The sequence below is a fragment of the Spirosoma sordidisoli genome (assembly GCF_004138325.1).
GTDB classification, from domain to species: Bacteria; Bacteroidota; Bacteroidia; order Cytophagales; family Spirosomataceae; genus Spirosoma; species Spirosoma sordidisoli.
Window position 1 is genome coordinate 395,179 of sequence record NZ_SBLB01000001.1, and the last position, 24,787, is coordinate 419,965.

Genomic DNA, 24,787 nt, shown 5'->3' on the forward strand with positions numbered 1-24,787 from the left:
GGCATGAAAAAGGAGCAGACTCGCTGCTCCTTTTTCATGCCCTGAAGAATCTCCGTTGCCATTATTCTACAATAACCCGGACAACAGCCCGGCGATTATCGGCGTCGGCCTGCAGTACGTATTGGCCCGCCGGTATGCCCGACAGCAACCAGTCGGCCTGTTTCTTGCCGGTAAAGGCCGTTAGCTGCTGCTGCCAGACCGACCGTCCCGAGACGTCGACCAGTTGCAGACGTACCGCCGACCGACCTATCTGCTCGATCTCAACCCGCAGCTGATCCCGGACCGGGTTGGGGCTGATCTGCACCCGGAAGTCGCTAACGGGCTCGGCAGTAGCGGTCAGCACAAAATCGATCGCGTCTGAAGGGGGCGACGAGCAGCCGTTGACGGTGATGACCGCAAAATACTGGCCGCTCTCGAACGGCACCAGAATCGGGCGGGTCGCGTTGGGAACGGGCCGGGCCGGATTGGTCCCCTGCCGAACGTACCACTGAATACCGGCCGTCTGATCGACCAGCAGTGTGCCGCCCGAAAGCTGAATAACCGGTTTAAAAGGCAGCGGATTCGTAGCCCGGATGGTAACGAATACCGTACTGGCTGTACAGCGGTTGCTGTCGAGTACACTCACGGTATACGTCCCTTCGGCCAGGGCCGTTTGGGTAGCGGTGCGGTTGCGTAGCGTATCCCGTCGTTCCGTTAGCCAGTAGTAGGTAAACGGCCGGGTTCCGCCCGACACCTGCACGGTGGCTTCTCCTTCACTGCCCCCTGCACAGGGCGTATTTTTAACGGTGCCGGTAGCCAGCGTTAGGGCGTTGGCATCGGTAATGACGGCCACTACCGAATCGGTACAGCCGACTTCATCAGCCACCCGGAGCCGGTAGGTGTTGGGGCGCAATCCCCCAATCAGGCTGCCTGGCTGGTAGGGTTGCCCGATCAGTTGGTACTGCCGTACGGTACCGCTGCCTCCCGTGCTGGTCAGCTGCACAGCTCCCGTCGGGCACACGCAACAGCTGGCCGGTGTAGGGGTAGCCTGCACTTTGATCGGAGCCGCCTGCGTAACGGTGGCCGAGACCAGTTCCGAGCAGCCATTGGCGTCCGTACCAATAATGGTATAGGTACCAACGCCCACCCCGGCGAACGTACTGCTGGCTTGGGATGCCTGACTCGTGGCCAGTCGATAGGTTACGGCTCCGGTACCGCCGGTATTGCTGACGGTGATGGTACCACTGGTCGGCCCGAAGCAGTTGACGGGTCGGGAAACGGCACTCAACCGAAGCGGAGCCGGTTGCCCTACCGCTACTGACCGCCGGGTTTCGCAGCCGTTGCCGTCCCGCACGGTGATATCGTACGTATTGGCCGACAGCCCGGTGAACTGCGAACCCGTCTGAAACGCATTGGTACCGATCTGATACTGATAGGCCCCCGTACCCCCGGTAGCTACCACACTGATGCTCCCGTCAACGGAGCCGACACATTTGGTAGGCTGGGCCGTCAGCTGAACACTAAAAGCTGCCGGAGCGGTAACGGTAACCGACTGAAACAGTACACAATCGTTCCGGTCGGCCAGGCCAATGGTGTAGGTTGTGCCGCCTTTCAGGTCCAGAAAGGTGCCGCTCTCGCGCGGGCCGACTCCATCCAGGAAATAGCGGTAGCCACCATTACCACCCGATGCCACCGCCACAATACCGCCATCGGCTCCACCCGTACACTTCGCCCCCACGGCGGTAATCGTCAGCGACAACGCGTCAGGTTGTCGTACCTGCGCACTGGTCTGAACGGTGCAGCCTGCGGCATCGCGGACAACGATGGGATAGGTACCGGCCACGAGCCGGTCGAAGGTAGCGCCCGTCTGGAACGGCCGGTTGTTGAACTGATACTGGAGCGCTCCCGTACCGCCCCCCGCCACGACGACCACCCGGCCGTTGTCGCCCAGGTTGCAGGAAACAGGCGTCACGGTGGCCGAAACCGAGATAGCCGCACTGACCCGGACCGTTGCCGAAGCCGATGTACTGACGGTATTGGTAACCAGCGACGTGGTACTGGTGGCGGTGCTGCTGACGGCGGTCGTTGTAACAACCGACGTGCTCGTTACGCTACAGAGTGCGCTATACGTCGTGGTCTGGGCAGGTGCCACCACCACCACCGCTCCTGTCTGACTGGTTGACCAGCGTAAGGTACCATTTGCCGGACACCCGCTGGCCGTCAGGGTTACGGACGTACCGGCACAGACGGAGGCCGAACTTGTTCCGATGGTCAGCGCGGCCGGCGTCTGATTCAGACCGGCCCGTACCGAATGCGTTGTCAGCAGGAGGCCGATGATCAGCAGCAGGCCCGAGAGCTGAAAATGGTATAAATGTGCAGATATAACGTATTGTATACGATTTCCCATAAGCAGAGTGGAAAGCTCAACTCAAATTCGAGCTGTTAAGGTAATCAACCCGGGTGTTGCCCGTAGTCCTTTATTTACTTTTCGGAGACAAACTTAGCGAGTTTACCCACACGGAGAAAGCCCGTTGCCGTTACAGCATAAAACCCGGTTTAGGGCCGGGTTTTATATGCTGAAACCAAGTATGTCAATAAAATAAGCCCCAGTCATCGGGAGCGTCATTGTCTTTGTCAAATCCGTTTACCCACTCCACAAACAGCAGCCGAAACTGTTCGATCTCGTCGCGGAGTACGTTCAGGTAAGCCGGAGTTGCCAGCTTTTCGGCTTTACAGTAGGAGGTTTGCGCCAGTAGTTCGCGGGCGTGCATCTTGATGATGACGGCATTTTCCATACGCAGTGTGTACAGATCTCCTCCTTCTGCGCCTACAATCTTGGGAGCAAGCATCATGGCATTGGCCAGCATTTGCTCATGCATCATCAGCACATCATCTTCCTTGTTGATCGTCTCGACAATGGCCTGCGTAAGTTCCATCAGCTCGTTGGCTTTGCGCAGAATGGGCAGATTCTTAATCCGGCGGTTTTCGGCCTCCATCTCTGCGCGGGCCTCTTCAGGATCATAATCCTCGTCGAAGCCGTCCCAGTCCATAAAGCTATCGTCGTCGTCTTCGTCGTCAAAGTTCATTGCGCATGGTTGAAGGGGTTCATCACCTTCTTTAAGACCAAAGTAACACAAAGGTTTGCCAAAAACAAATCGATACATCCAAAACAACCTGTCTGCCAGCGAGAAAAATCGTCCCTGTTACCCCCAGGTTACCCAGGCGGCAACCACTCTCCCGAACGCCCACCGCCCACCGGCACGGATCGCAGTGAATAGTCACATGGGCTGTCGAGACATTGATATACTACCCCCGTAGATGTTATCTATTTTGTGTATTTATAACTATCTGATTACTATTTTTTCAAATAAAAATTACTAAACCCAACCAATTAGTCGACCGATGTACACTAAATTCGCCAGGCGATTACCAACGCAACGACTACTCTTTATCCAACATGACTGTATTTGTACTAAAAGCAGCCCGGCAGGCTGTTATGGTGGCTATGTGCCTCCTGAATCTGTCGGAAGCCTTTGCCCAGCTGGACGTTACGTTTCCGGTTGAGCGGATGGTTATCCAGCGCGATAACGACAACTGGGCAACGGTTCAGATTGCCGGCAGCTTTGCCCAGCCGCTGGATGCGGTAGAAAGCCGGGTCGTTGCCCGCCAGACGGGACAGGGGACCTCCACCGACTGGGCCGTTCTTCAGGCCAACCCCATCAATGGTCAATTCAACGGAACCCTGCGCGTTCGGGGGGGCTGGTACACGGTAGAGGTGCGGGGCCTGCGCAACGGTCAGGTCGTAGCTACCGACAATGTACAGCGGTTCGGCGTAGGCGAAGTATTCGCCATTGTCGGCCACTCCAACGCCCAGGGATCGGGCTGTTTCATCAATGGCATCGATTACTGCCCCACCATGGAGGGCGCCGTTGACGACCGGGTCACGGTAGTAGCCGTGGATCAGAGTACGCCCGAATTTCTGGAATACGAAAACACCGCCGATACCCGCTACTTGCCGGGACTGGGTTTCAGCAAGCTGCTTACCTACAGTGGCATGTCGCCGTTCGCCAAAGTGTCGTGGTTCTGGGGCTATATGGGCGATCAGCTCGTGCAACGGATCAACGTGCCGGTGTTGCTGTACAATGCGGGCTTCGGCGGTACCAATATGGAACACAATTACAAAGCCGCCAACGACATTCCGTTCGAGCATGGCTTCTGTAAGTACTCGCTCCGGATGCCGTTTGTCAATCTCCGGAACCTGATGAATCTCTATGTGCCGTCGACGGGGATCCGGGCCATTCTGCTTCAGCATGGCGAGAACGACCGGGGTAACTCAACGGCCGATATCATCATGCATCATTACGGCACCATCGACAAACTGCGCCAGGAATACCCCGACAAGCAGAATCTGGCCTGGATCGTTGCCCTGTCTTCCTTCGTCAGCGGCCGGTTCGAAAACGTTCGACTGGCCCAGCGAACCGTCTACAGCCGGCCGGGGTATAAAACCTACCTCGGGCCTGACCTCGACGTAATCAGTTCGCTGGAAGACCGGCCCGATGGCATTCACTACTCGCCGGCGGGCCAGCGTAAGGTGGGCGCACTGTGGGCCGCGGCTCTGAACAACGACACCTTACAGGCAGCCCAGCCCTACCCGGCCCAACTTCAGCCGCTTGCTACGGTTGCCTGTGCCAGCGGCAATACCCTGCAGCTCACCCAGCCCGACGGCTACAGCTACACCTGGAACAATGGCAGCACCTCCCGCAGTCTGACAACCGGCAACGGTACCTATTCGGCCCGCCTGCGTAACGCCCAGAACCGGCATGTCTTCCCGCCGGCCGTTACGGTTCCGGCCGAAGTTCGCCCCGCCCGGCCCACCATCAATTCGGCGGGGAATACCTCCGATATTTGCCAGATTGCGGGTTTGACCCTAACGTCCAGCTATACGGCCCTCAACCAGTGGAGCACCGGCGCCACCTCCTCCTCGGTCGTCATAACCACGCCCGGCACCTACACGCTGCAAGCCAAAAATGCCGTATACGGCTGTTTGTCAGACGCCGTTACCCGAACCATAAACCTGGCCGGTGCTGACCTCAGCCTCTCGCTGCACGTCAGTCGGCGGACGCCCGCCGTTGGGGATACGGTGACCTTTACCCTGACCGTACGAAACGAAAGCAACTGCGATGCGCGGGCGGTTACCATGCAGAACCGGCTGCCTGCCAACGTCAGTTTCGTCTCATCGGCCGATGGTCTGTCTGTCACAAACGGTATAGTACAGGGCAGCCTGAGTACCGTACCGGCCCGGGCTACCATTACCCGCCGGTTTGTTGTCCGGTTAAACTCGGCCGGTATGTACCAGAACGCTGCCGAGCTTACAGCCAGCCTGAACCCCGACCCCGATAGCCAGCCCAACTCCGGAACGGGCGACGGTCAGGATGACGAATCGGCGGTTGACTTACGGACCTTATCTGCGGCTACAACCTCGCTGTATATATCCCCCAATCCGTCTCAGATTCCGCTGCCCGTAGTTCAGCCCAGTCAGCCCGCGCCGGATAACAGCAAGGCAGACCTCAGCCTGGCCCTACAGACCAGCACCCGGGTACTGACCGCATCCAGTCCGGTATCGGTCACGCTGACCGTACGGAACGCAGGGGGCCTGACCGCCAGTAGTGCAGGGGTGCGCTGCGACCTGCCCGCCGGCCTTCAGTTCAGCAGCACCTCGTCGGGTATGACAGCCAGCGGCCAAGCTGTTTCGGGTGTGCTTACCCAGATTGCCCCCGGCCAGAGTAAAAGCCTGGTTTTTGAGGCCACGCCCACGGGCTCAGGCCTGTTCACCCTCAGGGCCCAGATCAACGCAGCGTCTCCGGCCGATCCGGATTCGACACCCAACAACGGCACCGGAAAAGGAGAAGATGACGAGGCCATCGCCGATCTGCGAGTGGGTCTTTAACCAATGCATTTTTGAAGAAAAGAGCCGACATACCCAACAAAAACGGGGGCAACCTGTATATTTGTTGGTCATACAATCTGCTTCCCCACTGTCCCGAATGACGTATTGTTTAGGAATCAAAGTCGCATCAGGGTTAGTTGCCATCGCTGATACGCGGCTGACTTCCGGCACCGAAGTGTCGTCGAACCGTAAAATTTCGGTTCATGAAGTTGAGAATCATTCGTTGTTTATCATGACTTCCGGCCTGCGCTCCGTACGGGATAAGGCCATTACTTATTTCCGCGAGGTGCTGGCCGAGCAGGACCGATCGTTCAACAAGCTTTACAAAGCAGTCAATGCCTTTGGTGAACAGGTTAAACGGGTAGCGCAGGAAGATAAGGCCTCCATTGTGGCCAGCGGACTTCATTTTAACCTCAACGCCATTGTGGGGGGGCAACTCGAAGATGACGACGAACACAAGCTGTTTGTGCTTTATCCAGAAGGCAACTGGGTAGAGGTCGACCAGGGGGCTCCGTTCAAGATTATTGGCAACTCCGGGTATGGCAAGCCGCTTCTGTTCCGGAACCTGTCGTACGAGACCAGCCTGCCCGACGCCCTCAAAATCGGGTTTCTGGGCTTCGACGCCACCCGCGTCAGCGCCAATGATGTCGATTATCCGCTCGACGTCGTCATCTACCCCAAAGACAGTTTTCACATGACCGAGTACCGGCTCGAAAAAGAAGATATGGACGAGGTTTCGCACCAGTGGAGCGCCCTGCTCAACAATTCGGTGCGTAAGCTCCCCTCCTACTGGATGGATCCGATCTTCGACAAAGTGCGGGCTGCCAACCTCAGGCCGGCGAAATAAATACGGTAGGCTGGATACGTGTCGATTCTGTCGGTATCTTAGTCAGTCTACGCCCCGATACTCTCCTGTACTTAGCTTCTCCCATCCATGCACCTCCACGTTCGGCACGAATCCGAGTACACTTATGACGCCCCCGTAGCGCTGGGACCGCAAACGCTGTACCTCTATCCCCGGATGTACCCCTATCAGCGGCTGTTGCGGTATGAACTGATCATAGACCCGTTGCCGTCGCGCGTGGTGCGCAATGTAGATGTAGAAGGCAATGTGCAGCAGCTGGTCTATTTCAACCACCCTACCTCCCACCTGCGGGTAACAGCCGAGATCGAACTGCAATCTGACGAGTTCAACTCCTTCGATTTTGTGCTGTTTCCCTTCGAAACCCAGCGGGTGCCGTTTCGATACCCCAGAGAAGTGCTGGACCTGCTCCAGCCCTATCTGGACCGGACGGGTGTAACCGAACGGGTCGAATCGTGGGCGCGGCAGCTGGCAGCCAGTGCGGGCTGGCAAACCACGTCCTTTCTGATGGCGCTGACCCAGGCCATCCGTCAGTTTGTCTACGAGGTGCGGGAAGAAGGAGCGCCGTTTGAACCCGAACAGACGCTCATCCAGCGCAAAGGCTCCTGCCGGGATTATACGACCCTGTTCATGGCTGCCTGCCGGAGCCTGGGTATTGCCTCCCGTTTCGTGAGTGGCTACCTGTTCGGCAATCCCCAGCAGGAACACCAGCTTCACGCCTGGGCCGAGGTGTATCTGCCCGGCGCGGGCTGGCGCGGCTTCGACCCAACCGAAGGCTCTATTGTAGTAAACCGGCATGTCTTTCTGACCTCAACGGCCAAACCTGAACTGGCGGCTCCCATCAGCGGTACGTTCAGCGGAGAGGCCAACTCAACCCTGCGCTCCGACCTGCTGTTCGTCTGACACCATCGGAAAATTTCCTAAAAACCGTTCTTCGGCCGAACGCGCTCCCCGCTGAATAAGGGAACGACGAAACTGTATCTGCACCCGCTTTAAAACGACACAAACTGAACCCCTACTGACTATCTTTGTGGGCTAACAACCTATTACTTTTAAACCGATCACGTGGCATTAATTAAGTCTATTTCCGGGATTCGAGGGACAATTGGGGGGCGCAGTGGAGATGGGCTGACGCCGTTGGATGTAGTGAAGTTCTCAGCCGCCTTCGGGTACTGGCTCCGGCAGCGCAATCCTGACCGTCCTACCGTCGTCATTGGGCGCGATGCCCGCCTGTCGGGCGAGATGGTGTCCCGACTGGTGGTCGGTACCCTCCAGGGCCTGGGCCTGAATGTTATCGATCTGGGCCTGTCTACCACGCCTACCGTCGAACTGGCCGTAACGGGCGAGAACGCAGCGGGCGGTATCATCCTGACCGCCAGCCATAACCCCATCCAGTGGAACGCGCTCAAACTGCTCAACGAAGCCGGCGAGTTTATTTCAGCAGCCGACGGTGCCGAAGTGCTGGCCATTGCCGAAGCCGAATCGGTCGATTTTGCCGATGTTCGTAAACTGGGTCAGTACCGAACCGATACAACCTGGCTGGCCAAACACATCGAACTGATCCTGGCGTTGCCGCTGGTCGACCGCGACGCGATCGCCAAACGAAACTTCCGGATTATTGTCGACGCCGTTAACTCGACGGGTGGCCTGGCGGTGCCGATGCTTCTCGAAGCGCTGGGGGTCGAGCAGATTACCCGGCTTCATTGCGAACCGACCGGTCAGTTTGCCCATAACCCCGAACCCTTGCCCGAAAACCTTCGGGATATCATCAAGGAGATGGAGAAAGGCAGTGCGGATCTGGGCATTGTGGTCGACCCCGATGTTGACCGGCTGGCGTTGATATCGGAAGATGGCACCCCCTTCGGTGAAGAATATACGCTGGTAGCCGTTGCCGATTATGTACTTCGCAGCGGTACTGTTGGTAATACCGTTTCTAACCTGTCAAGCACCATAGCCCTCCGGGAGGTGACCCAGCGGTACGGCGGGCAGCATTTTGCGTCGGCAGTGGGTGAAGTCAATGTGGTAGAGATGATGAAGGCGCAACAGGCCGTTATCGGGGGCGAAGGAAACGGGGGCATCATCTACCCCGACCTGCACTTCGGCCGCGACGCGCTCGTCGGTATTGCGCTGTTCCTGAGCTACCTGGCGCAGACCGGCAAATCGGCTTCGATGCTTCGCCGGACCTACCCCAACTATTACATCTCGAAGAATAAAATCGAACTAACGGCCAACATCAACGTCGACGAAGTGCTGGACCGGATTCAGGCCCGGTACGCGCGCAATCCGATCAATACCATCGATGGGGTTAAAATCGAGTTCGACAAAGAGTGGGTGCATCTGCGCAAGTCCAACACGGAACCCATTATCCGCATCTACTCCGAGTCAGATACCCAGGCTACGGCCGATCACCTGGCCAGTAAAATTATCAGCGACATCCGCGAAGTGATTTCGGAAAAACGCTAAGTGCTGACTACATACGCAGACGTGCCCCCGGAAGCTGGTCGATGATCAGTTTCCGGGGGCACGTCTGCGTATGTCCGTTACGACCGGACCTTAACGGCTGCCGTATGTCGTATCGTCGTCCAGATCGGTTCGACGGTCGGCGCTGCGAAGCGACGGATCGACCGACGAATCCAGGTTTTCTATGTCTACGTCGGTGCTGCGAACCGTATCCCGAATGGTTTCTTCCCGCTCGGACACTTCTTTTCCGATCGATATCTCTTCGACCACGTTCGCTGTTTTCGACACGACCGGTATTTCGGCATGTTCGCGCAGTTCGATCTGACCTTCCTGGAATGCGTTCAGATCGTCGGCATTGGCCGGGCGGTTGACGGGCGTACGCTGAACGTGTACCCGCTCCTCGCGCAAACGGAGGCTTTCCTCAACAGGACGCTCTACAATGCGGCTCCGAACCCGTACGCCACCGCGTTCTACGTCGCGTTTGCCTACCTGCAGGTCTTCCTGAATCACTTTAATGGTCTGGTCCGCATCGACTACCCGATCCTGGTCCGTATAGGCCACATCCCGTTCGGCAACCGTCCGATCCAGATCCGTACTATCGGTCAGGTCATTGACGGTATTGCCAACAACACCCGCCCCCATCGTAGCGCTGCTTCCCGACAGGGAGCTGTCGTAGTCGGCGGTGGTGTTGTACTGAGCGGCCCGTTCGTCAACATCAACGGCTCCGTTATCGTCGAGGATATCGGCAGAGCGTTCGGCCTCGTCGGCCGTCTGTACGTGTACCGTTACGAGTGTACCCCGTTCGGCCACCGTTCTCAGGCGCCGGGCATCGTCGTCATCGTCACTGCCAAACAGCGAACTGAAGAAGCCTCCTATGCCCCCTGAATCACGCCGGTCTTCTTCAACCCGGTTGTTGTCGGCAATGTATTCGCTGTCTGAATACGCGGTCTTCTGGGCCGACAGATCGATGTTACTGCGCGAAAATCCATCGCTTACCAAGGCATCTACTGCCTGCTGTGCTTCGGTGGCGTCGTCGAATACGCCGATCACTGTTAGTGCCATGATTTCTCCTGATTAACGTTGATAAAAGGTTAGTTTGATTATAACGAAGGCCCCCTATCCGGAGCCGGACGTTCGCTGTTTTGGCCAGACCGTTCTATTACAACGGTTTCCTGCCGCACACTGGCCCGTTCGGTGCTGTTGCTGACGGTCCGGCGTCGGGTAACCCGCACTTCTTCGACCAGCATAAGCCGCTTCTCGATGACCAGCACTTCTTTCAAAACCGGATAAACGGTCGTCTCTCCTTCGTACCGGACAGGCGGAGGTGCCCCCACGGTCTGATTAACCGGCACCCGCTCGATCTCCACGGTTTCATTGGTGAGCGAAACCGCCACCGTTTCTTCCACTTCCTGAACGGTTTTTATGAGCCGGACCCGCCCTGTTTCAACCTGACGCGTCTCAACCCGCAGCTGCTCCTCAATGACCGGAATCACCACCGAATCGGTGGTAACCCAGGTGCCGGAAGACGGCTGCTGCTGTTCGTTGGTGTTGCCACCCGGCTCTCGTTCCTCATTCATAATCGCTCGCCAACGGGTCAGGCTTTTGCAGCCCCTTGTATGATAGGAAGAGATTATATGTCTATTTGTTCTATTAATTTACTATAATTTATCTACGACCCCGTAGCCACCCGGCTGCCGGGCTGGCTTATCATCCCAACGATTGGGCCAGAAAAAAGTCCTATCTACCGTTCGATCAATACCCTAGCGATTGTATTTCCGGCGTTGGCGTCTTTTCGACTAAGTCTGATAAACGCTACTCACCCATGATCCAATCAGCCACACTGACGCCTGCCTCCTTCTTACCCCGTCTGGTATCTGCACTTGGTTTGCCGGGTTTAGTCCTGCTGCTGATGAGTTGCATGACGACCCGCATCAGCACCGCCCCCGACTGCAACACCCCCGCCAATGTCAGCTACACCCAGCAAACCGTAACGGCTTATTTCTGGGGCCTGAAGCAGCCCGCCGACATTCAGCCTAACTGCAATCCGGGCCATGCCTTCAATCACCTGAATGGCGTAACCGTCAAGTCGACGTTTGGCCATTACCTGCTGTCGACCGTAACGCTTGGTATCGTCACCAAACGGCGCGTACAGTGGTGTTGTGCGCCCTACGTTCCGCCTACCGATTCGCTCTAATCACCCACCCTTCTCCCGTTGCCTCATGAGCTTACCAAACGGACTCGAACCCCTCACCATCACATCGCTGACCAATCGGCACGAGAACTTTACCCAACCGCTGACGAGCGGAGCTTCGTTCAAACTCAACATTCCGACCGGTATGCCCGATGGCCGGGCGGCTTACCGGCAGTCTACGGCCAATTGCCAGTGGCTGATTCAGCACGCAATCGACCAGGGTTTACGCCTGCGGGCCATCGGCAAAAACTGGTCGTTCACCCAAGTAGGCGTCACCAACGGCGGCATGATCGATACCAACGCGCTGACCCAGACGTTCAGGCTACGCCCGAGCTCCGTCGATCCGGCGTATGGGAAACCGGCCGATTCGCTCTTCTTCACCCAGTGCGGCAATACTGTACATACCCTTGAGCAACTGCTGGAATCGATGGGCAAGTCGATTCGGGTATCGGGCGCCAGCAACGGGCAAACCATAGCCGGCGCCATTTCGACCGGTACACACGGGGCGGCCTTCGATCTGGGGGCAACGCAGGATATGGTGGTTGGCATGCATCTGGTTTGCGGCCCCGACCGGCACGTCTGGCTCGAACGGGCTTCAAATCCGGTAACGACCCGGGCCTTTACCGAGGGGCTGGGCATTACCGACGTCCGACGCAGTGATGAGCTGTTCAATGCCGCGCTGGTCAGTTTCGGCTCCTTCGGTATCATTCACGGCTTACTGCTCGATGTGGACAACCTCTTCTGGCTCAAGTCATACAGTCAGAAAAGCGTGGCCTACACCCCCGACCTGAGAAAAGCCATGACCAGCTGCGATTTTTCGGGCATTGCCGACGCCCTAAGGCTCCCACCCGCCGACCCCACCGGTGCTTCGGGAGAACCGTATCATTTTCAGCTCATCGTAAACCCGCACCAGTTCGACACCACCGGTACCAACCCGGACCGGGGGCCGTTTGTCCGAATCCTCTACAAACACACCACCAAACCGGCGGGCCTGGATTTTTCGACTATCAACAAACCGGACTTTACGTACGGCGACGACACCCTGGGCCTCATCCAGACAGTACTGGATAAACTTCGCCCCCGGATGCTTATCCCTACCCTCGTCAACGCCCTGTACCCGATGGCCCTGGAGCAGACCGACGGGTATGTTGGCACGATGCGGGAGTTTTTTGCCCCGACCGACATTCGGGGCCGGGCCTGCAGTTCGGCCATCGGCATCGACGCCCGGCATAGCCCCCAGGTTCTTGAGGCCATTATCGAGTTGAACCGGCAGACGGCGTTTCCGGGTGTGATGGGACTTCGCTGGGTGAAGCAGACGCCCGCTACGCTGGGCTTTACCCGGTTTCCGATCACCTGTGTTCTCGAACTGGACGGGATCGACTCCAACCTGACCAATCAGTTTCTGCAGCGCAGCTGGGCCCGGCTCGATCAGCTCGGGATTCCGTACACGCTGCACTGGGGCAAGATCAATTACGGTCTCAGCGAACCGCTGGTTCGGCGGATGTACGGCGATGCCCGTATCGATGCCTGGCTAAGCGCCCGTCAGCAGCTACTGGACGAGCCCACGCGGGCGGTGTTTACCAACGAGTTTATGGAGCGTTGCGGCCTGGACAAACCGCCAGTTCCGGCGGGCATCGTTGCCTGACTGAAAAGCGTGAGTTCTCCCTGCGTTTGACGGGACTGACTAGTTATATTGCTAACTCCGTGTCTGTGCCCCATAGTCAGATACGGCGCCTGGTTGCCTGTCTGGTCAATGTTTCAGGCTGGGTTTACAGTGAATAGCGCTCTTGCCGTCAGTCCGGGGTTCGTTGGTATACGATCGGCTAGTAAACAGCAGCCGGTCGCCGTCTTCATGGTGTTTTGTCTGTAGCAGGAATGTCTTGGCCTGCTCAACCCGATAGTACCCGGCTTCGGTCTGAGCGAAATCTACCTCAGCGCCATTCTGCACTAAATTGGTCTGTGTATGCGAGGGCCGCACCACGGCCTAGCCCTCCGGTATCCTTTTAGCCGGATGAGCAAAACAGGTTGGATAAGGCATTGTAGGATTATGGCCAACAGCCACAAGAAGCATGTTCCGACAAGTCGTCGTCTACGTTTTTTGAATTATCTGGCGAGAAACAGTCTGAACGTGTGCAGCCGATTATGACCTAATTCAGTCGTTAGTTTGCCTTTGTCGAGCGAAATGGCCTGATCATCGGTTTCGATGTGGGTGGTGTTAAACCCTTTTGCGATGGGTACATTGGCAGACACCGTTACCGCTTTGTTGGTGTCGGCCACGTTCCAGACGCGCATGATGATACCTTTCTCAATGCCTTCTTCGGCCGGTTTCAAGGCCCAGAGCATTGCGTCGGGGTCAGACAGGCTAACGAGCGAAAACTGGCTGGGGTCGTAGCCTGACCCACCCTGTATGGGGTGCGCTACCAACGGGTTCTGATGCGCCAGGGAGAACCGCATGGCGTCATTGGCGTTGAAGCCCCCAATATGCGGTTTCAGGGCTAGAAAATGCTCGAAATACGAATCGCCATCCTGATTGATCATGCCCAGCGCATTGTCGATCTGCCCAGCCGCCAGCACTTTGAGTTGGGGCGTATCCTCATCCAGCTTCGTATTGGTGCTTTTACCGACTTTCATGAAATACGCATCCCGATTCGACAGGATCATACCCCGGCTGGCGTCTGACATATCGGCGAAATGATTCATGGCCAGCCAGTCGAACCGGCTGGCGGTGTCGGCATAGTGTCCGCCTTTTATGGTTGGCTTCACCCGCAAAATGGCTCCCGCTTCTTCATGCCACGTATCGGGCTTGTCGAGGTTGAGCGAAAAGGCATAGGTGACCGCTTTGGCATCCAGATTCTGGGTGATGTAGTTCTCCAGTTCAATGCGGTCGCTGTTTTCAAAGAGAGTCACTTTTGAGGTGTGCTTGATGGGTTTGTACGAAGAAGCCATCAGCGTGACCGATACCGCGCCTTTATTTTCTACCCTGACCTTATCTCCCTGATTGCCCAACCCAGACCCTAAATCATTGAGGTACAGCTTATCCTTTGCCTTTACCCATTCCCGATTCGTTGCTTTTTCGATCAGACTCGTGATAACGCCCTGAGCGGTAAATTTTAGTTTATAGAACCGGTTCTCAATGGTACTGTCAGTGACGGCCAGGCTGCTTTGGAACGTAGCCGGTTTAGCCACCTTTTGTATCTCAAATACCTTGTAGCCAACCGACGGAACATTGGACGCCAGAATCCGCAGGTAGGGTTTATCCTTTTTTCGGATCAGTTGAAAAGGCACTTCCTTCCCATCGGTTTTGTCGACCACCCGAATCGTAGCCGGGCCAGCGTAGGGGTAATCGCTATAATCGGAACGTACCCAGTTCAGCGGGTTAAACACATAAAATGACTCCGTCGTGTTGTTAGGTTTTGCAATCAACTGCCCCAGCCGTTTGAGCGACCGGTTGTACAGCGTGTCTACGTAACTGATAAAAATACCCGCCGTTTTCTTCTGCCAGTCGGCGCGTTGTTTGCGCGTGATGTGCGGCCCGTCGGCGGTCCAGTCGTGCTCGAAATACATGCCACACGCCAGCCACGCTTTTTCCTTTTGGGTGGCTAAATCCTGAGCAAACTTTTTGTCTTTCAGCGCAACGAATGTGTAAACGGCTTCGGCCGTTCTCAACTTTTCAATAGCCCGTTTTACCGAAGCCGACACCTCAGCTAGTGAGGCAAAACTATTGCCCCATTCGGTACTGCCATACGAGGTCGTTTCTGTCGGTAATGAAGCGCCATATTGTTTCTCAAAGTCTGTAAAGAAATCGATTTCGTTCGACACAATCACCTCGTAGTCGGCTCCGGATTTGTCTTTAGCAACCTTTGGAAAATTACTGGTCAGGGTTTTCAGATCGTCGCCCCCTTTACCAAATGCACCCGCTATCGAGTACGGATAAACAGGGTCGTTCATCAGGGCTTTACAATCGGTGACCGCATTGTTTTGATGCGCGGCTTCCAGGTACGTTCCCAGGTTATATCGGTACTCTTTCCGGTTGGTAATCATCGACGGATTCACGGAATACCATTTCATCAAAACACGCTGATCGTCAAGGCCTTTGTACCAGTACATCTGGTGCTTATGCCGGTCGAGCCCCGTCACTTTGGTGGCGCAGGTACAAACGCCTTTCCAGGAATACCTGGCCCCCGACCCGGCCCATAATGACGATAAGCCCAGAGGCAATACCTGATCTTCCATGTTCAGTACCAGCGGTAAATCCAGTCCGTACTTCCGCTTCAGCGAGCCGGCATAGTACATGTCGCGCAGGGTGGCTTCGGCGGGAGCAGCGCCCATCAGCACAATCATGGAATTCAGCGGCACCGTAATCTTACCATCTCTGATCTGCTTGATGAGCTTGCTGAACTGCTCGGGGCTGCGCGTTTCCCGGTAGTTGTAGACCCAATATGACCCATCGCAGTTCCACTTGTTCTGCAGGTTGTAGGGCAGATGAGCGGTCGAGTCGTTGAGCTTTATGTAGTAATCCAGCATTTCCGAGAACGCCTTTTTATAGGTCTCTTCGTCGCCCGTCCACATATAGTCGGTATGGTCGTCGTTGGCAAGGTAAATCTTTTTGGGTTGGGCATGCAGGTACGTTGTCAACGTGATAAACACCAAAAGGAAGCTTATTTTCAGGACACTGGCTGTACGAAAAGGGGTAGCTAAGTTCATTGTTCCAGGGTTCAGGGTGGGTTTACTGCCGACAGAGCAAAATGGCTTTCGTTGTTGTATTCCAGGTACTAATCAGGTTGCTTGTCCGTCCAGAGGGTAAAATCATCCCAATAGACCTGAAGCGTTTTGCCCTGCGCCCGTACGTGGTTGACCAACTCTTTGGAGGTGTACAATTTCATGGGATTATAGCCCGTGATGCCGTTGGGTGACGGATCGGTGGTGTTGTGGGTGAAGTTGGTAATGTCATACACGACCTGCCGGGGCTGCCCGTCGGGGGTGATGGCCAGAAAAAACCGCCCCGTGTCGCGGTTCCCTTCTTTGAGGTAATACTCCATCGTAAACCACCTCCCGATGGGTACCGCCACGGTTGACGAAGCCGAATTGGCGTGCCATACTTCCTTCTGACCCGCGTTTTCAGCATTCAGAATAAATTTCAGTTCGTTTTGGGGGCCACTTGCCTTGCCGATACCGAGCGTGATGCGAAAGCCGTAGGGCTCGCCTTTCACCCACCACTCGTTGTTCCAGAACTCGGAGATCGTGCACCAGCTAATGGCCCTTGGGTACGTCTTCAGCGCGTTGAAATCGTCGGTCAGGAACACCCGAACGGACTGATACAACTCGGTAAGCCCTCCGTTGATGCCGTACAGATTGGTTTGGATACGGGCCTTTTGCTGGTTTTCGGAAGCCGCCCACGAGTCATTGAGCCAGTAGTGGAGTACGTGGTTTTTGGGGTTACCCGGTTCGGCCATGACGCGGGCCAATCGTTTGGTCGAGTCGCCCCCCGTGTACTGTACCTGCATCCGGCCACTCTTCACCAGCCGTTGCCAATCGGTGCGCCAGTTACTGTTGGCCGAAAAACTCGTATCTACGCCGTCGATGTATTCCATTGGGGCACCGTGGTCATTCGTGCCGTTGAGTTTCAGCACACGGCTACTCCCCTCAAAACCAGTCTGGAAGAGCCGTTTGCCGGTAGATGGCCCCTGCTGAGCATGACAATACAAAGAAGCCAGAATATAGCCCAACAGGAGGCTGACGAAACGAACGGTCATAGGGGCCATGTCTGATTTCAGTTTTCGGTAGTTGATCTGCTCCTTTTTGCGGATAGGTACATGAGTCATTTCGGATTGGCATCCCTTACAGCAGCCAGCAAAGTCATCCAGGCGAAACAGCAGTCGCCCGATTGCGGATCAGTCCGGTCGAGCGCCAGATAAAAGGGGCAGGCCTCCGCAGATAAGCCATCTGGCTGCCAACCAGGGGCAATCAGCCTAATCCTTCTGCTGGGCGTAGTACGCGTTATTCCCGGTTCAGGTCATGCCGAAACGTTGCAGAAATTTATCTCACCCGTAACCGCACCCATTGGCTTTACGTAAGGCTACTAGATAATCATCAGGAATAACTCCATCCGACGGGTTCACTATTTTTTTAGCCCGGAAAGTCCGCCAAACAGGACATCATGGCCATTTTTTTAAGAAATCTCATAAAAAATGGTCTAAAATCACAAAATCGAGTAAGGGATATCCCATCTTGATCACTCTTGTATGGGTAAGCATTTACTGCATATCTTTTTATGGCTCTACCTACTTCCGATAGCAATCCTGAACCGGCGCCATTTCGCTCATCGGAGGAGCCCAAAACGCGTCACTTCGATGATCGGGAAACTTTTATCCGGCAGGCGTTCGCGCAAAACCCACGGGTTGGTTACGAGCTGTTGTTCAGACGGTACTACCAACCGCTTTATAGCCACGCTACCCGCCTGGTTTATTCGCCCGATGTGGCGGATGATATTGTGAGTGAGGTGTTCCTGAACTTCTGGCAAAAGGAATCGTACACAAACGTTACCACATCGTACCGGCTCTATTTGTTTATGTCGGTGCGGTATGCCGCCTTTGCTCACCTGCGTCGGGAGTTCAAACACGAATCGCTGGATATACTGGAAGCGCAACAGGCGGCACTGGATACCCCTTCTGCCGAAAAGATCATCCTGTACGATGAACTCTATCTATCCATTGATCAGGCCATAAAATCGCTGCCGCCCCAGAATCAGCGGGTGTTCATGCTGAGCCGGTTCGACGGTAAATCGCACGCTGAAATCGCCCGGTTATTGTCGATCTCCCCTAAAACGGTGGAGGTGCATATTCACAAAGCCCTGCGCTTACTCCGAACAATTATTGCTGAACTATAAGGGATAGCCCGGTTTGGCGACTCTCTAGTGTAAGCATTATACATACAACCTAATGAATCAGGACATAAATCGGGAGCTGTTGTTTCTATACTGGTCGGGCCTGGCCACACCCATGCAGCGTAAGCTAATCGTGGAATGGCTTCAGGAATCAGCGCATCAGGAAACGTTTTATCAGTGGCTCACAGAATGGGAAGACCTTTATCCCCAATCGCTGGGCGATACCGATAAAGCCTGGGTGGCCCTGAGCAGCCGTGTCGATGGAGAAGCAGCCCAATCAGCACCGGCAGAAACCCAGTCGAGTCGTCCCCTGCCGGTATGGCGGCCGCTGGCTGGCTGGTGGATGATGGCGGCTAGTTTTGTTCTGATCATGGGGGTAAGCTTTCTGCTGCGCGATACGCTATTCTGGAACACCTACCGGACCGGCAGCGGGCAGATCGCTACCATCCAGCTGGCGGATGGTAGCCAGGCCACCCTCAACGCGAATTCTGAACTGCGCGCGCCAATTTATTTCCTCCCGTTCGGAGACCGCTCCATCCAGCTGACAGGAGAAGCCGATTTCTCCGTCACCCACCAGAAAAATCACCAACGTTTCATTGTAAAGACGCCCAGTAACGTAGATGTCGTTGTGCTGGGTACTGAGTTTGTGATCCGGTCGACAGGAAAGCAGTTTCGGGTGGCCTTACATACGGGAAAAATTGCCCTCAAGCAGGATACAAGCCGTACCGATATGCCGCTGATGACGCTCAAACCAGGTGATGTGGCTTCCATCGATACAGGAGGAGCCCTTCAGCTGGCCACTCGCCAGCCAACCCGCCAGTTGACGACCTGGCGAAATCGCCTGTTTGTGTTTGATCATCATTCGCTGGGCGACGTGCTGACAATGCTGAACGACCAGTTTGGCGAGACTATCAAGCTGGAAAACGACTCCCTGGCCAACTATCAGATTACCGGTCGTTTTCGGGCCGAACGGGCCGAGGATCTGCTGGCGGTAATCACCGAAATTACGGGTTACCGGATTGTGACGCGCAATAATCAGAAATACCTGGTCAACTAAATCTAGACAATCAATCTGTATTCCTAACTCTACTATGCTGCTTTCTACCAGACCATTACAGCGGACTCTGGGCTGGAGCATATTCGGTTTGCTTTGCCTGACACTGCAAACCGGGTATCCACAGGTTTTGGCTGCCCTTGGCCGAAAGTCTCACCAACCCGCTTTTAAAGCAACGCAACAGCAACAGGTTCAGCTACGCACTGTCTTACTGGATCTGATGAACCAAAAGCAGGTCAATATTCTCTTCGATGAGCGCCTGCTGGTTGACAAACTCATTTTTACCGGGCAAGTCAAGACCAGCTGGTCCGTCGAGAAAACGTTATCGACGTTGTTGGAACGGACCGGTCTGCGCTACCGTCGCATTCGAAAGGATACCTACCTGATTCTGGAAAAAAACGACACGAAATCGGTTCAGGTAAACCCCTTGCCTGCGGATATCAAAGCCGTTGCCACGGCCAGCAAGGGAAGCGACAGTCCGCTGGCGCAACCGATGAACCCCGGTCTGGTTCCGCTGCAGATGAAACAACCCCTGGATCAGACGGTAACCGGCGTAGTGACTGACAGCGAAAAAGGAGAGCCTATTCCGGGCGTTAGTATCGTGATCAAAGGAGCTACCCGAGGAACCAACACGGATGCCAACGGTAAATTCAGTATCTCCGTCCCCAATGGAAACGCGGTGCTGATATTCAGCTTTGTGGGGTTCGAAAAGCAGGAAGTGACTGTAGGGAACCGCACCCAGCTCAACATAGCCCTGAATAACGACCTCAAAGAACTGAATGAAGTACTGGTAGTGGGGTTTGGTACCCAAAAAAAAATAAACGCGACGGGAGCCATTTCGACCATTGGCACCAGAGAACTGATTCAGTCGCCGGTGGCCAACATCAGCAACTCGCTCGTAGGCCGTTTGCCCGGCTTGTTTGCGACCCAGTCGGGTGGTGAGCCGGGGAACGACGGCTCCAAAATCAGAATCCGCGGGGTAGGTACGTTTTCGGGAAATACCGATCCGTTGACGCTCGTAGACGGTATTCAGGTTGACAACTACAACAACATCGATCCCAACGAAATTGAGTCGGTAACGATTCTGAAAGATGCTTCTTCAACGGCGGTATACGGGATCAGGGGGGCCAACGGTGTACTGATCATCACCACGAAGCGGGGAAAAGTAGGCCCACCCAAAGTGAGCTACACCTTTAACCAGGGCTTCAATTCGTTCACCGACATGCGGGAAATGATGAACAGTGCCGATTATGCCACGCACTTCAACGAAGCCCTGAAGAATGATACGTTCGTAACGGGGGCGGTTTACGTTCCCCGCTACACGGATCAGGATATAGAACTGTATAAAAACGGGCAGGACCCAATTTTTCACCCCAATGTGGACTGGTTTGATGTGATGTTTAAAAAAGTCTCGACTCAGTCGCAGCACAATATCAACATCAGCGGAGGGCAGACCAAAGTAAAATATTTCATTTCGGCGGGGTTCTTCAATCAGGAAGGCTTGTTCAAAGATACCCGGGATGTGGTGGACGCCTTTTCGCCCCAGTCGATCTACAAGCGCTACAATGTCCGGTCAAACTTCAATTTCGACGTAACCCGCCGGTTGAAACTTACCCTCGACCTGTCGTCACAAACCGAAACTCGGAGCGGTAACAATGGACCGAGTACCGAGCGTGTGGTGGGTGATATTGGCCGGGCCAGCCCCCTGAGTACGCCCGGTGTGGTAGACGGCAAAGTGGTCAATATTACTACGGGTTCCCAGAACAACCCCTACGTCAGCCTGCTTTACCCGGGCCAGGCGGGGGGGCTCAAGCGCTCCTACCGAAACTACCTCAATGGAAACGTGCGGGCTGATTATGACCTCGATGCACTGACGGCCGGCCTGTCGGTCCACGCCAACGTAGCCATGCAGACCTACAACGACCAGCAGATTACCAACACCAAAACGCTGATTACCTACCTGGCTACCAAACTGCCCGATGGCACGGTCAACCTGGTCCCCTCAACTACCGAAGCGCAGTTCAATTTTGCCCAGGTGGGCACGTTCACCAGACGCGTAACCGCCGAATTTGGTATTGACTACAAACGAAGCTTCGCCCTGCACAACGTCACGGGGCTGCTGCTCTATAACCAGCAAAAAACGTTCGACCCCGCCCTGGCCTTTTTGATTCCCAAAGGCTATCAGAGCTTTGTTGGCCGGGCTACGTATGATTATAACGGTCGGTATCTGGCCGAAGTCAACGTTGGGTACAATGGCACGGAGAACTTTGCACCCGGCAAGCGGTTTGGCTTGTTCCCGGCCTACTCGTTGGGCTGGGTGGTATCGCAGGAGCCATTTTTTCAGAAAGCCGGCTTTATCAACTTCCTCAAAATCAGAGGCTCGTATGGCGTTGTGGGGAATGATAACATTGGCGGTACGCGCTTTCTCTACCGCTCGACCAGCTATTCGTCGGTGCCTAACATCTACTATTTTGGCAATGTAGGCAGTACCTATAGTGGCTTTCCCGGCATACGGGAAGGAGCCACCGGAAACCCCGACGTGACCTGGGAACGAGCCGTCAAACAGAATATAGGCCTGGAGATGTGGTTCTGGAAAGACAAAATCAGGTTTACGGCCGATGTCTTCAACGAGAAGCGTAGTGATATCCTGGCCACGCCCCAAACCATTTCATCGATTGCCGGTCTGGCGCAACCCGCCAGCAACCTCGGCAAAATGGAGAACAAAGGGTATGAAGTCGATATTGCCTACACCGATAAAATAGGCAACCTGGGGTATCGCGTTTCGGCTAATTTAAGCTTTGCCCGCAACAAGGTTCTGTACCGCGATGAAATACCCAACAGGTACGCCTACCAAAATCGGACTGGGCAGCGGCTCGGACAAAACTTCGGGCTTATTGCCGAAGGACTGTATAATACGCTGGAAGAAGTCAACGACCCGGCCCGGCCTGTTTACTCGTATTCAAATAATAAAATTCAGCCGGGAGACATCAGGTACCGAGACTACAACGGTGACGGGATCATCGACAATTTCGATGCCGCCCCGATTGGCTTCTCCAACATCCCCGAAAAAACGTTTGGATCTACCATTAGCCTCAATTACAAAGGGTTCGATTTCTCGGTGCTTTTTCAGGGCGTTACCAACGTGTCGCACTATTACACCCGGTTTCAGAAAGGGACCGGTTACGGGCAGGCTCCCCCGGAAGGATCGCCGAGTTATTTTAACGAAAGCTGGAGTGTCGAACGCTACGAAGCTGGCTTACCCATCCGATTTCCCCGGTTTTCGGTCAACAGCAATCCGAACAATGAAGGGTCTTCGTTCTGGCTGGCCGACGCCAGTTACCTGCGGCTAAAGAATGCCGAAGTAGGCTACAAATTTCAGCCGGGCATTCTCAAGCGCGTCGGGCTAAACTCGTGTCGTATCTATGTAAATGCCAACAACCTGATTACCTGGGACAGAATGCTACCGGGTATCGATCCCGAGAACACCTCGACCGGCGATACTAACACGGAACCCTACCCGCTCGTACGAACCATCAACGCAGGATTGAACCTGAATTTTTAATAAACCACCCCTATGAAAAAGCTGTACTTCATCGCTACGGTCGTTATCTGCTGCTTCATAACGACTGCCTGCGAAAAGAAATTTTTGGACAAGGCCCCTGGGGTTGACCTCACAGAAGACAACGCTTTTCTGAACAAAGCCAACCTGGAGACGTTTGTGACCACCATTTACCGCTACGCTGTTCATTCAAACTTCCGGTACAGAATTCAGAGTGAAGCCGTTGCCAGCCCAGCCAATTATTACACCCCGTTCTCGGGCGTAAACACCACCGACTGCATTCACCCCAGTTCCAGTATCAGCGATGAAGGCGATGCATCGGAAGCTGCCTTTATAAACAACAACCGGTGGAACGAAGGGGTCATCCTGCCGGCCAACATCGTAAACGTAGAGGACTTCCGGTACTACATCCGCTGGATCGCCATGCGACAGATTAACCTGGTACTGAAGCGGATCAATGAAGTTCCCGATGCCGACGATGCGTACAAAAAGCAGGTCGTTGCGGAAGTGAAGGCCCTGCGGGCCATGAATTACATGGAAATGCTGAAACGCTATGGCGGGGTGCCTATCGTAGAAAAGGTATTTCAGCCAGGTGAGCAGGTAGACGTGCCCAGAAGTTCGTTCGACGATTGCGTCAAGTTTATCGTGAAAGACGTTGATGAGGCCATTCCCAATCTGCCGGCTGTCTATTCTGCCTCTCAAACGGGTCGTATAACCGCGCTGGCGGCTCTGGCCATCAAATCAGAAGTACTGCTTTACGCAGCCAGCCCCCAGTTCAACACGGCTACCCCCGTGATCAGCATGGGCAATGCGGCCGATAATCAACTGATCTGCTACGGCAATGCCGACCCCAACCGCTGGAAACTGGCTGCCGATGCCGCCAAAGCCGCTATCGACTATGCCCTGGCCAATGGCTACGGCCTTATCGACGAGCCGGCTAACCGGATTCCGAAAGAGTTGGATAATGGTACGGTTGGCCCCCTCGGAAACTACCGGGTGTCGTGGGAAACGAATAATAACAAAGAGCTGATCATGATGTACCAGGGCGGGGCCAACAGCGCCAACGGCATTACCAATGTCGGCAATGCGCCCCTGACGTTCTGGAACCCAACCTGCTACGGCTCGTTCTGGAGCGGCATCAGTGTACCTCTGAATTTCATAAGGAAATATGAGAAACTCGACGGAACACCCCAAACCTGGGATGCCGCCGGCGGAACCGATCTGATCGCCAAATACAACGAACTGGACCCCCGCTTCAAGCAAACCATGTCGTACACGAACGGCTACTATACCGCCCGCGACCCCATTGCTCAGATTTATAATGGCGGTAAAGATTACGCGAACTGTAAAGGCGGTGTCTGGCTCCGTAAGTACATCCCCCGCAATGCCACCAGCGCCAATTTCGTCATGAACGACGTGATCTTCCGGGTCAACGAACTGTATCTCAACTACGCCGAAGCGCTGAACGAATTTTCGGGCCCGGTAGCGGAGGCCTATGCCGCCGTAAACGCCATCCGAACCCGGTCGGGGATGCCGAACCTGCCAGCAGGATTAACCAAAGAGCAGTTCCGCCAGCGGGTCCGTAATGAAATTGCCATCGAGCTGGTCAACGACGATCATCGGTTCTGGGACATCAAACGCTGGCTCATTGCCGAAGAAGAAGGGGTAATGAAAGGCAACTTCGAGGGCTTACAAATTACGCGGACGGGTACGGCTCCCAATTACAAATACACCTGGAAACCCTACACTTTCGAGACCAGGACATTCAATAAAAACATGTACCTGCACCCGTTTCCGCAAAACGAAGTGCTCAAGGGAAACCTCATTCAGAATCCCGGCTGGTAAGCTCCTC

16 protein-coding genes are annotated in these 24,787 nt (G+C 55.1%); 10 read left to right on the plus strand and 6 right to left on the minus strand.

Going from position 1 to position 24,787, the window contains the following annotated elements; genetic code table 11:
• Positions 1–61 precede the first annotated feature (61 nt).
• Complete coding sequence (locus EQG79_RS01985; protein WP_129599586.1) at positions 62–2,386, minus strand: T9SS type A sorting domain-containing protein; 2,325 nt, start codon at positions 2,384–2,386, stop codon at positions 62–64.
• Positions 2,387–2,570: 184 nt separating this feature from the next.
• Positions 2,571–3,065, minus strand: a complete 495-nt coding sequence (locus EQG79_RS01990; protein WP_077920058.1) for a hypothetical protein — start codon at positions 3,063–3,065, stop codon at positions 2,571–2,573.
• A gap of 371 nt (positions 3,066–3,436) precedes the next feature.
• Between EQG79_RS01990 and EQG79_RS01995 the strand changes: the two genes are divergently transcribed.
• The 4 genes from EQG79_RS01995 (at position 3,437) to glmM (ending at position 9,251) form a co-directional block, all read left to right on the plus strand.
• A complete protein-coding gene (locus EQG79_RS01995; RefSeq protein WP_240699246.1) occupies positions 3,437–5,926 on the plus strand; it encodes a DUF11 domain-containing protein in 2,490 nt (829 codons plus the stop codon).
• A 97-nt stretch (positions 5,927–6,023) separates the two neighbouring features.
• On the plus strand, positions 6,024–6,773 hold the full coding sequence (locus tag EQG79_RS02000; protein ID WP_077920059.1) for a peptidase: 750 nt from the start codon (positions 6,024–6,026) through the stop codon (positions 6,771–6,773).
• A gap of 87 nt (positions 6,774–6,860) precedes the next feature.
• Positions 6,861–7,691 carry a transglutaminase family protein gene (locus EQG79_RS02005; protein ID WP_077920060.1) on the plus strand — a complete coding sequence of 277 codons (831 nt, stop codon included), beginning with the start codon at positions 6,861–6,863 and terminating at the stop codon, positions 7,689–7,691.
• Positions 7,692–7,853: 162 nt separating this feature from the next.
• Positions 7,854–9,251 carry a phosphoglucosamine mutase gene (gene glmM / locus EQG79_RS02010; protein WP_077920061.1) on the plus strand — a complete coding sequence of 466 codons (1,398 nt, stop codon included), beginning with the start codon at positions 7,854–7,856 and terminating at the stop codon, positions 9,249–9,251.
• 90 nt (positions 9,252–9,341) lie between these two features.
• Here glmM and EQG79_RS02015 read toward each other — a convergent pair whose 3' ends face one another.
• Positions 9,342–10,310, minus strand: a complete 969-nt coding sequence (locus tag EQG79_RS02015) for a YsnF/AvaK domain-containing protein (protein ID WP_077920062.1) — start codon at positions 10,308–10,310, stop codon at positions 9,342–9,344.
• 38 nt (positions 10,311–10,348) lie between these two features.
• Positions 10,349–10,825 carry a YsnF/AvaK domain-containing protein gene (locus EQG79_RS02020; RefSeq protein WP_077920063.1) on the minus strand — a complete coding sequence of 159 codons (477 nt, stop codon included), beginning with the start codon at positions 10,823–10,825 and terminating at the stop codon, positions 10,349–10,351.
• Between the two features lie 245 nt (positions 10,826–11,070).
• Here EQG79_RS02020 and EQG79_RS02025 point away from each other — a divergent pair, with 245 nt between their 5' ends.
• Positions 11,071–11,442, plus strand: coding sequence for a hypothetical protein (locus EQG79_RS02025; RefSeq protein WP_129599588.1), 372 nt, complete (start codon positions 11,071–11,073; stop codon positions 11,440–11,442).
• 25 nt (positions 11,443–11,467) lie between these two features.
• Entirely contained in the window at positions 11,468–13,084 is a 1,617-nt protein-coding gene (locus EQG79_RS02030; protein WP_129599590.1) for an FAD-binding protein, read from the plus strand.
• 458 nt (positions 13,085–13,542) lie between these two features.
• On the opposite strand, the gene EQG79_RS02035 is transcribed toward EQG79_RS02030, so the two are convergent.
• The gene (locus EQG79_RS02035; protein WP_165358826.1) at positions 13,543–16,074 is read right to left on the minus strand and encodes a glycosyl hydrolase-related protein; all 2,532 of its coding nucleotides are present in this window, start codon (positions 16,072–16,074) and stop codon (positions 13,543–13,545) included.
• Between the two features lie 137 nt (positions 16,075–16,211).
• Positions 16,212–17,261 (minus strand): hypothetical protein, encoded by a 1,050-nt coding sequence (locus EQG79_RS02040; protein WP_129599594.1) that lies wholly within the window; start codon positions 17,259–17,261, stop codon positions 16,212–16,214.
• 449 nt (positions 17,262–17,710) lie between these two features.
• Here EQG79_RS02040 and EQG79_RS02045 point away from each other — a divergent pair, with 449 nt between their 5' ends.
• The 4 genes from EQG79_RS02045 to EQG79_RS02060 all read left to right on the plus strand — a co-directional run bounded on the left by EQG79_RS02045 (position 17,711) and on the right by EQG79_RS02060 (position 24,780).
• The gene (locus tag EQG79_RS02045; protein WP_077920069.1) at positions 17,711–18,325 is read left to right on the plus strand and encodes an RNA polymerase sigma-70 factor; all 615 of its coding nucleotides are present in this window, start codon (positions 17,711–17,713) and stop codon (positions 18,323–18,325) included.
• A gap of 52 nt (positions 18,326–18,377) precedes the next feature.
• The gene (locus tag EQG79_RS02050) at positions 18,378–19,379 is read left to right on the plus strand and encodes a FecR family protein (protein ID WP_129599596.1); all 1,002 of its coding nucleotides are present in this window, start codon (positions 18,378–18,380) and stop codon (positions 19,377–19,379) included.
• A gap of 217 nt (positions 19,380–19,596) precedes the next feature.
• Entirely contained in the window at positions 19,597–22,938 is a 3,342-nt protein-coding gene (locus EQG79_RS02055) for a SusC/RagA family TonB-linked outer membrane protein (RefSeq protein ID WP_129599598.1), read from the plus strand.
• Positions 22,939–22,950: 12 nt separating this feature from the next.
• On the plus strand, positions 22,951–24,780 hold the full coding sequence (locus tag EQG79_RS02060; protein WP_129599600.1) for a RagB/SusD family nutrient uptake outer membrane protein: 1,830 nt from the start codon (positions 22,951–22,953) through the stop codon (positions 24,778–24,780).
• Positions 24,781–24,787: the final 7 nt, after the last annotated feature.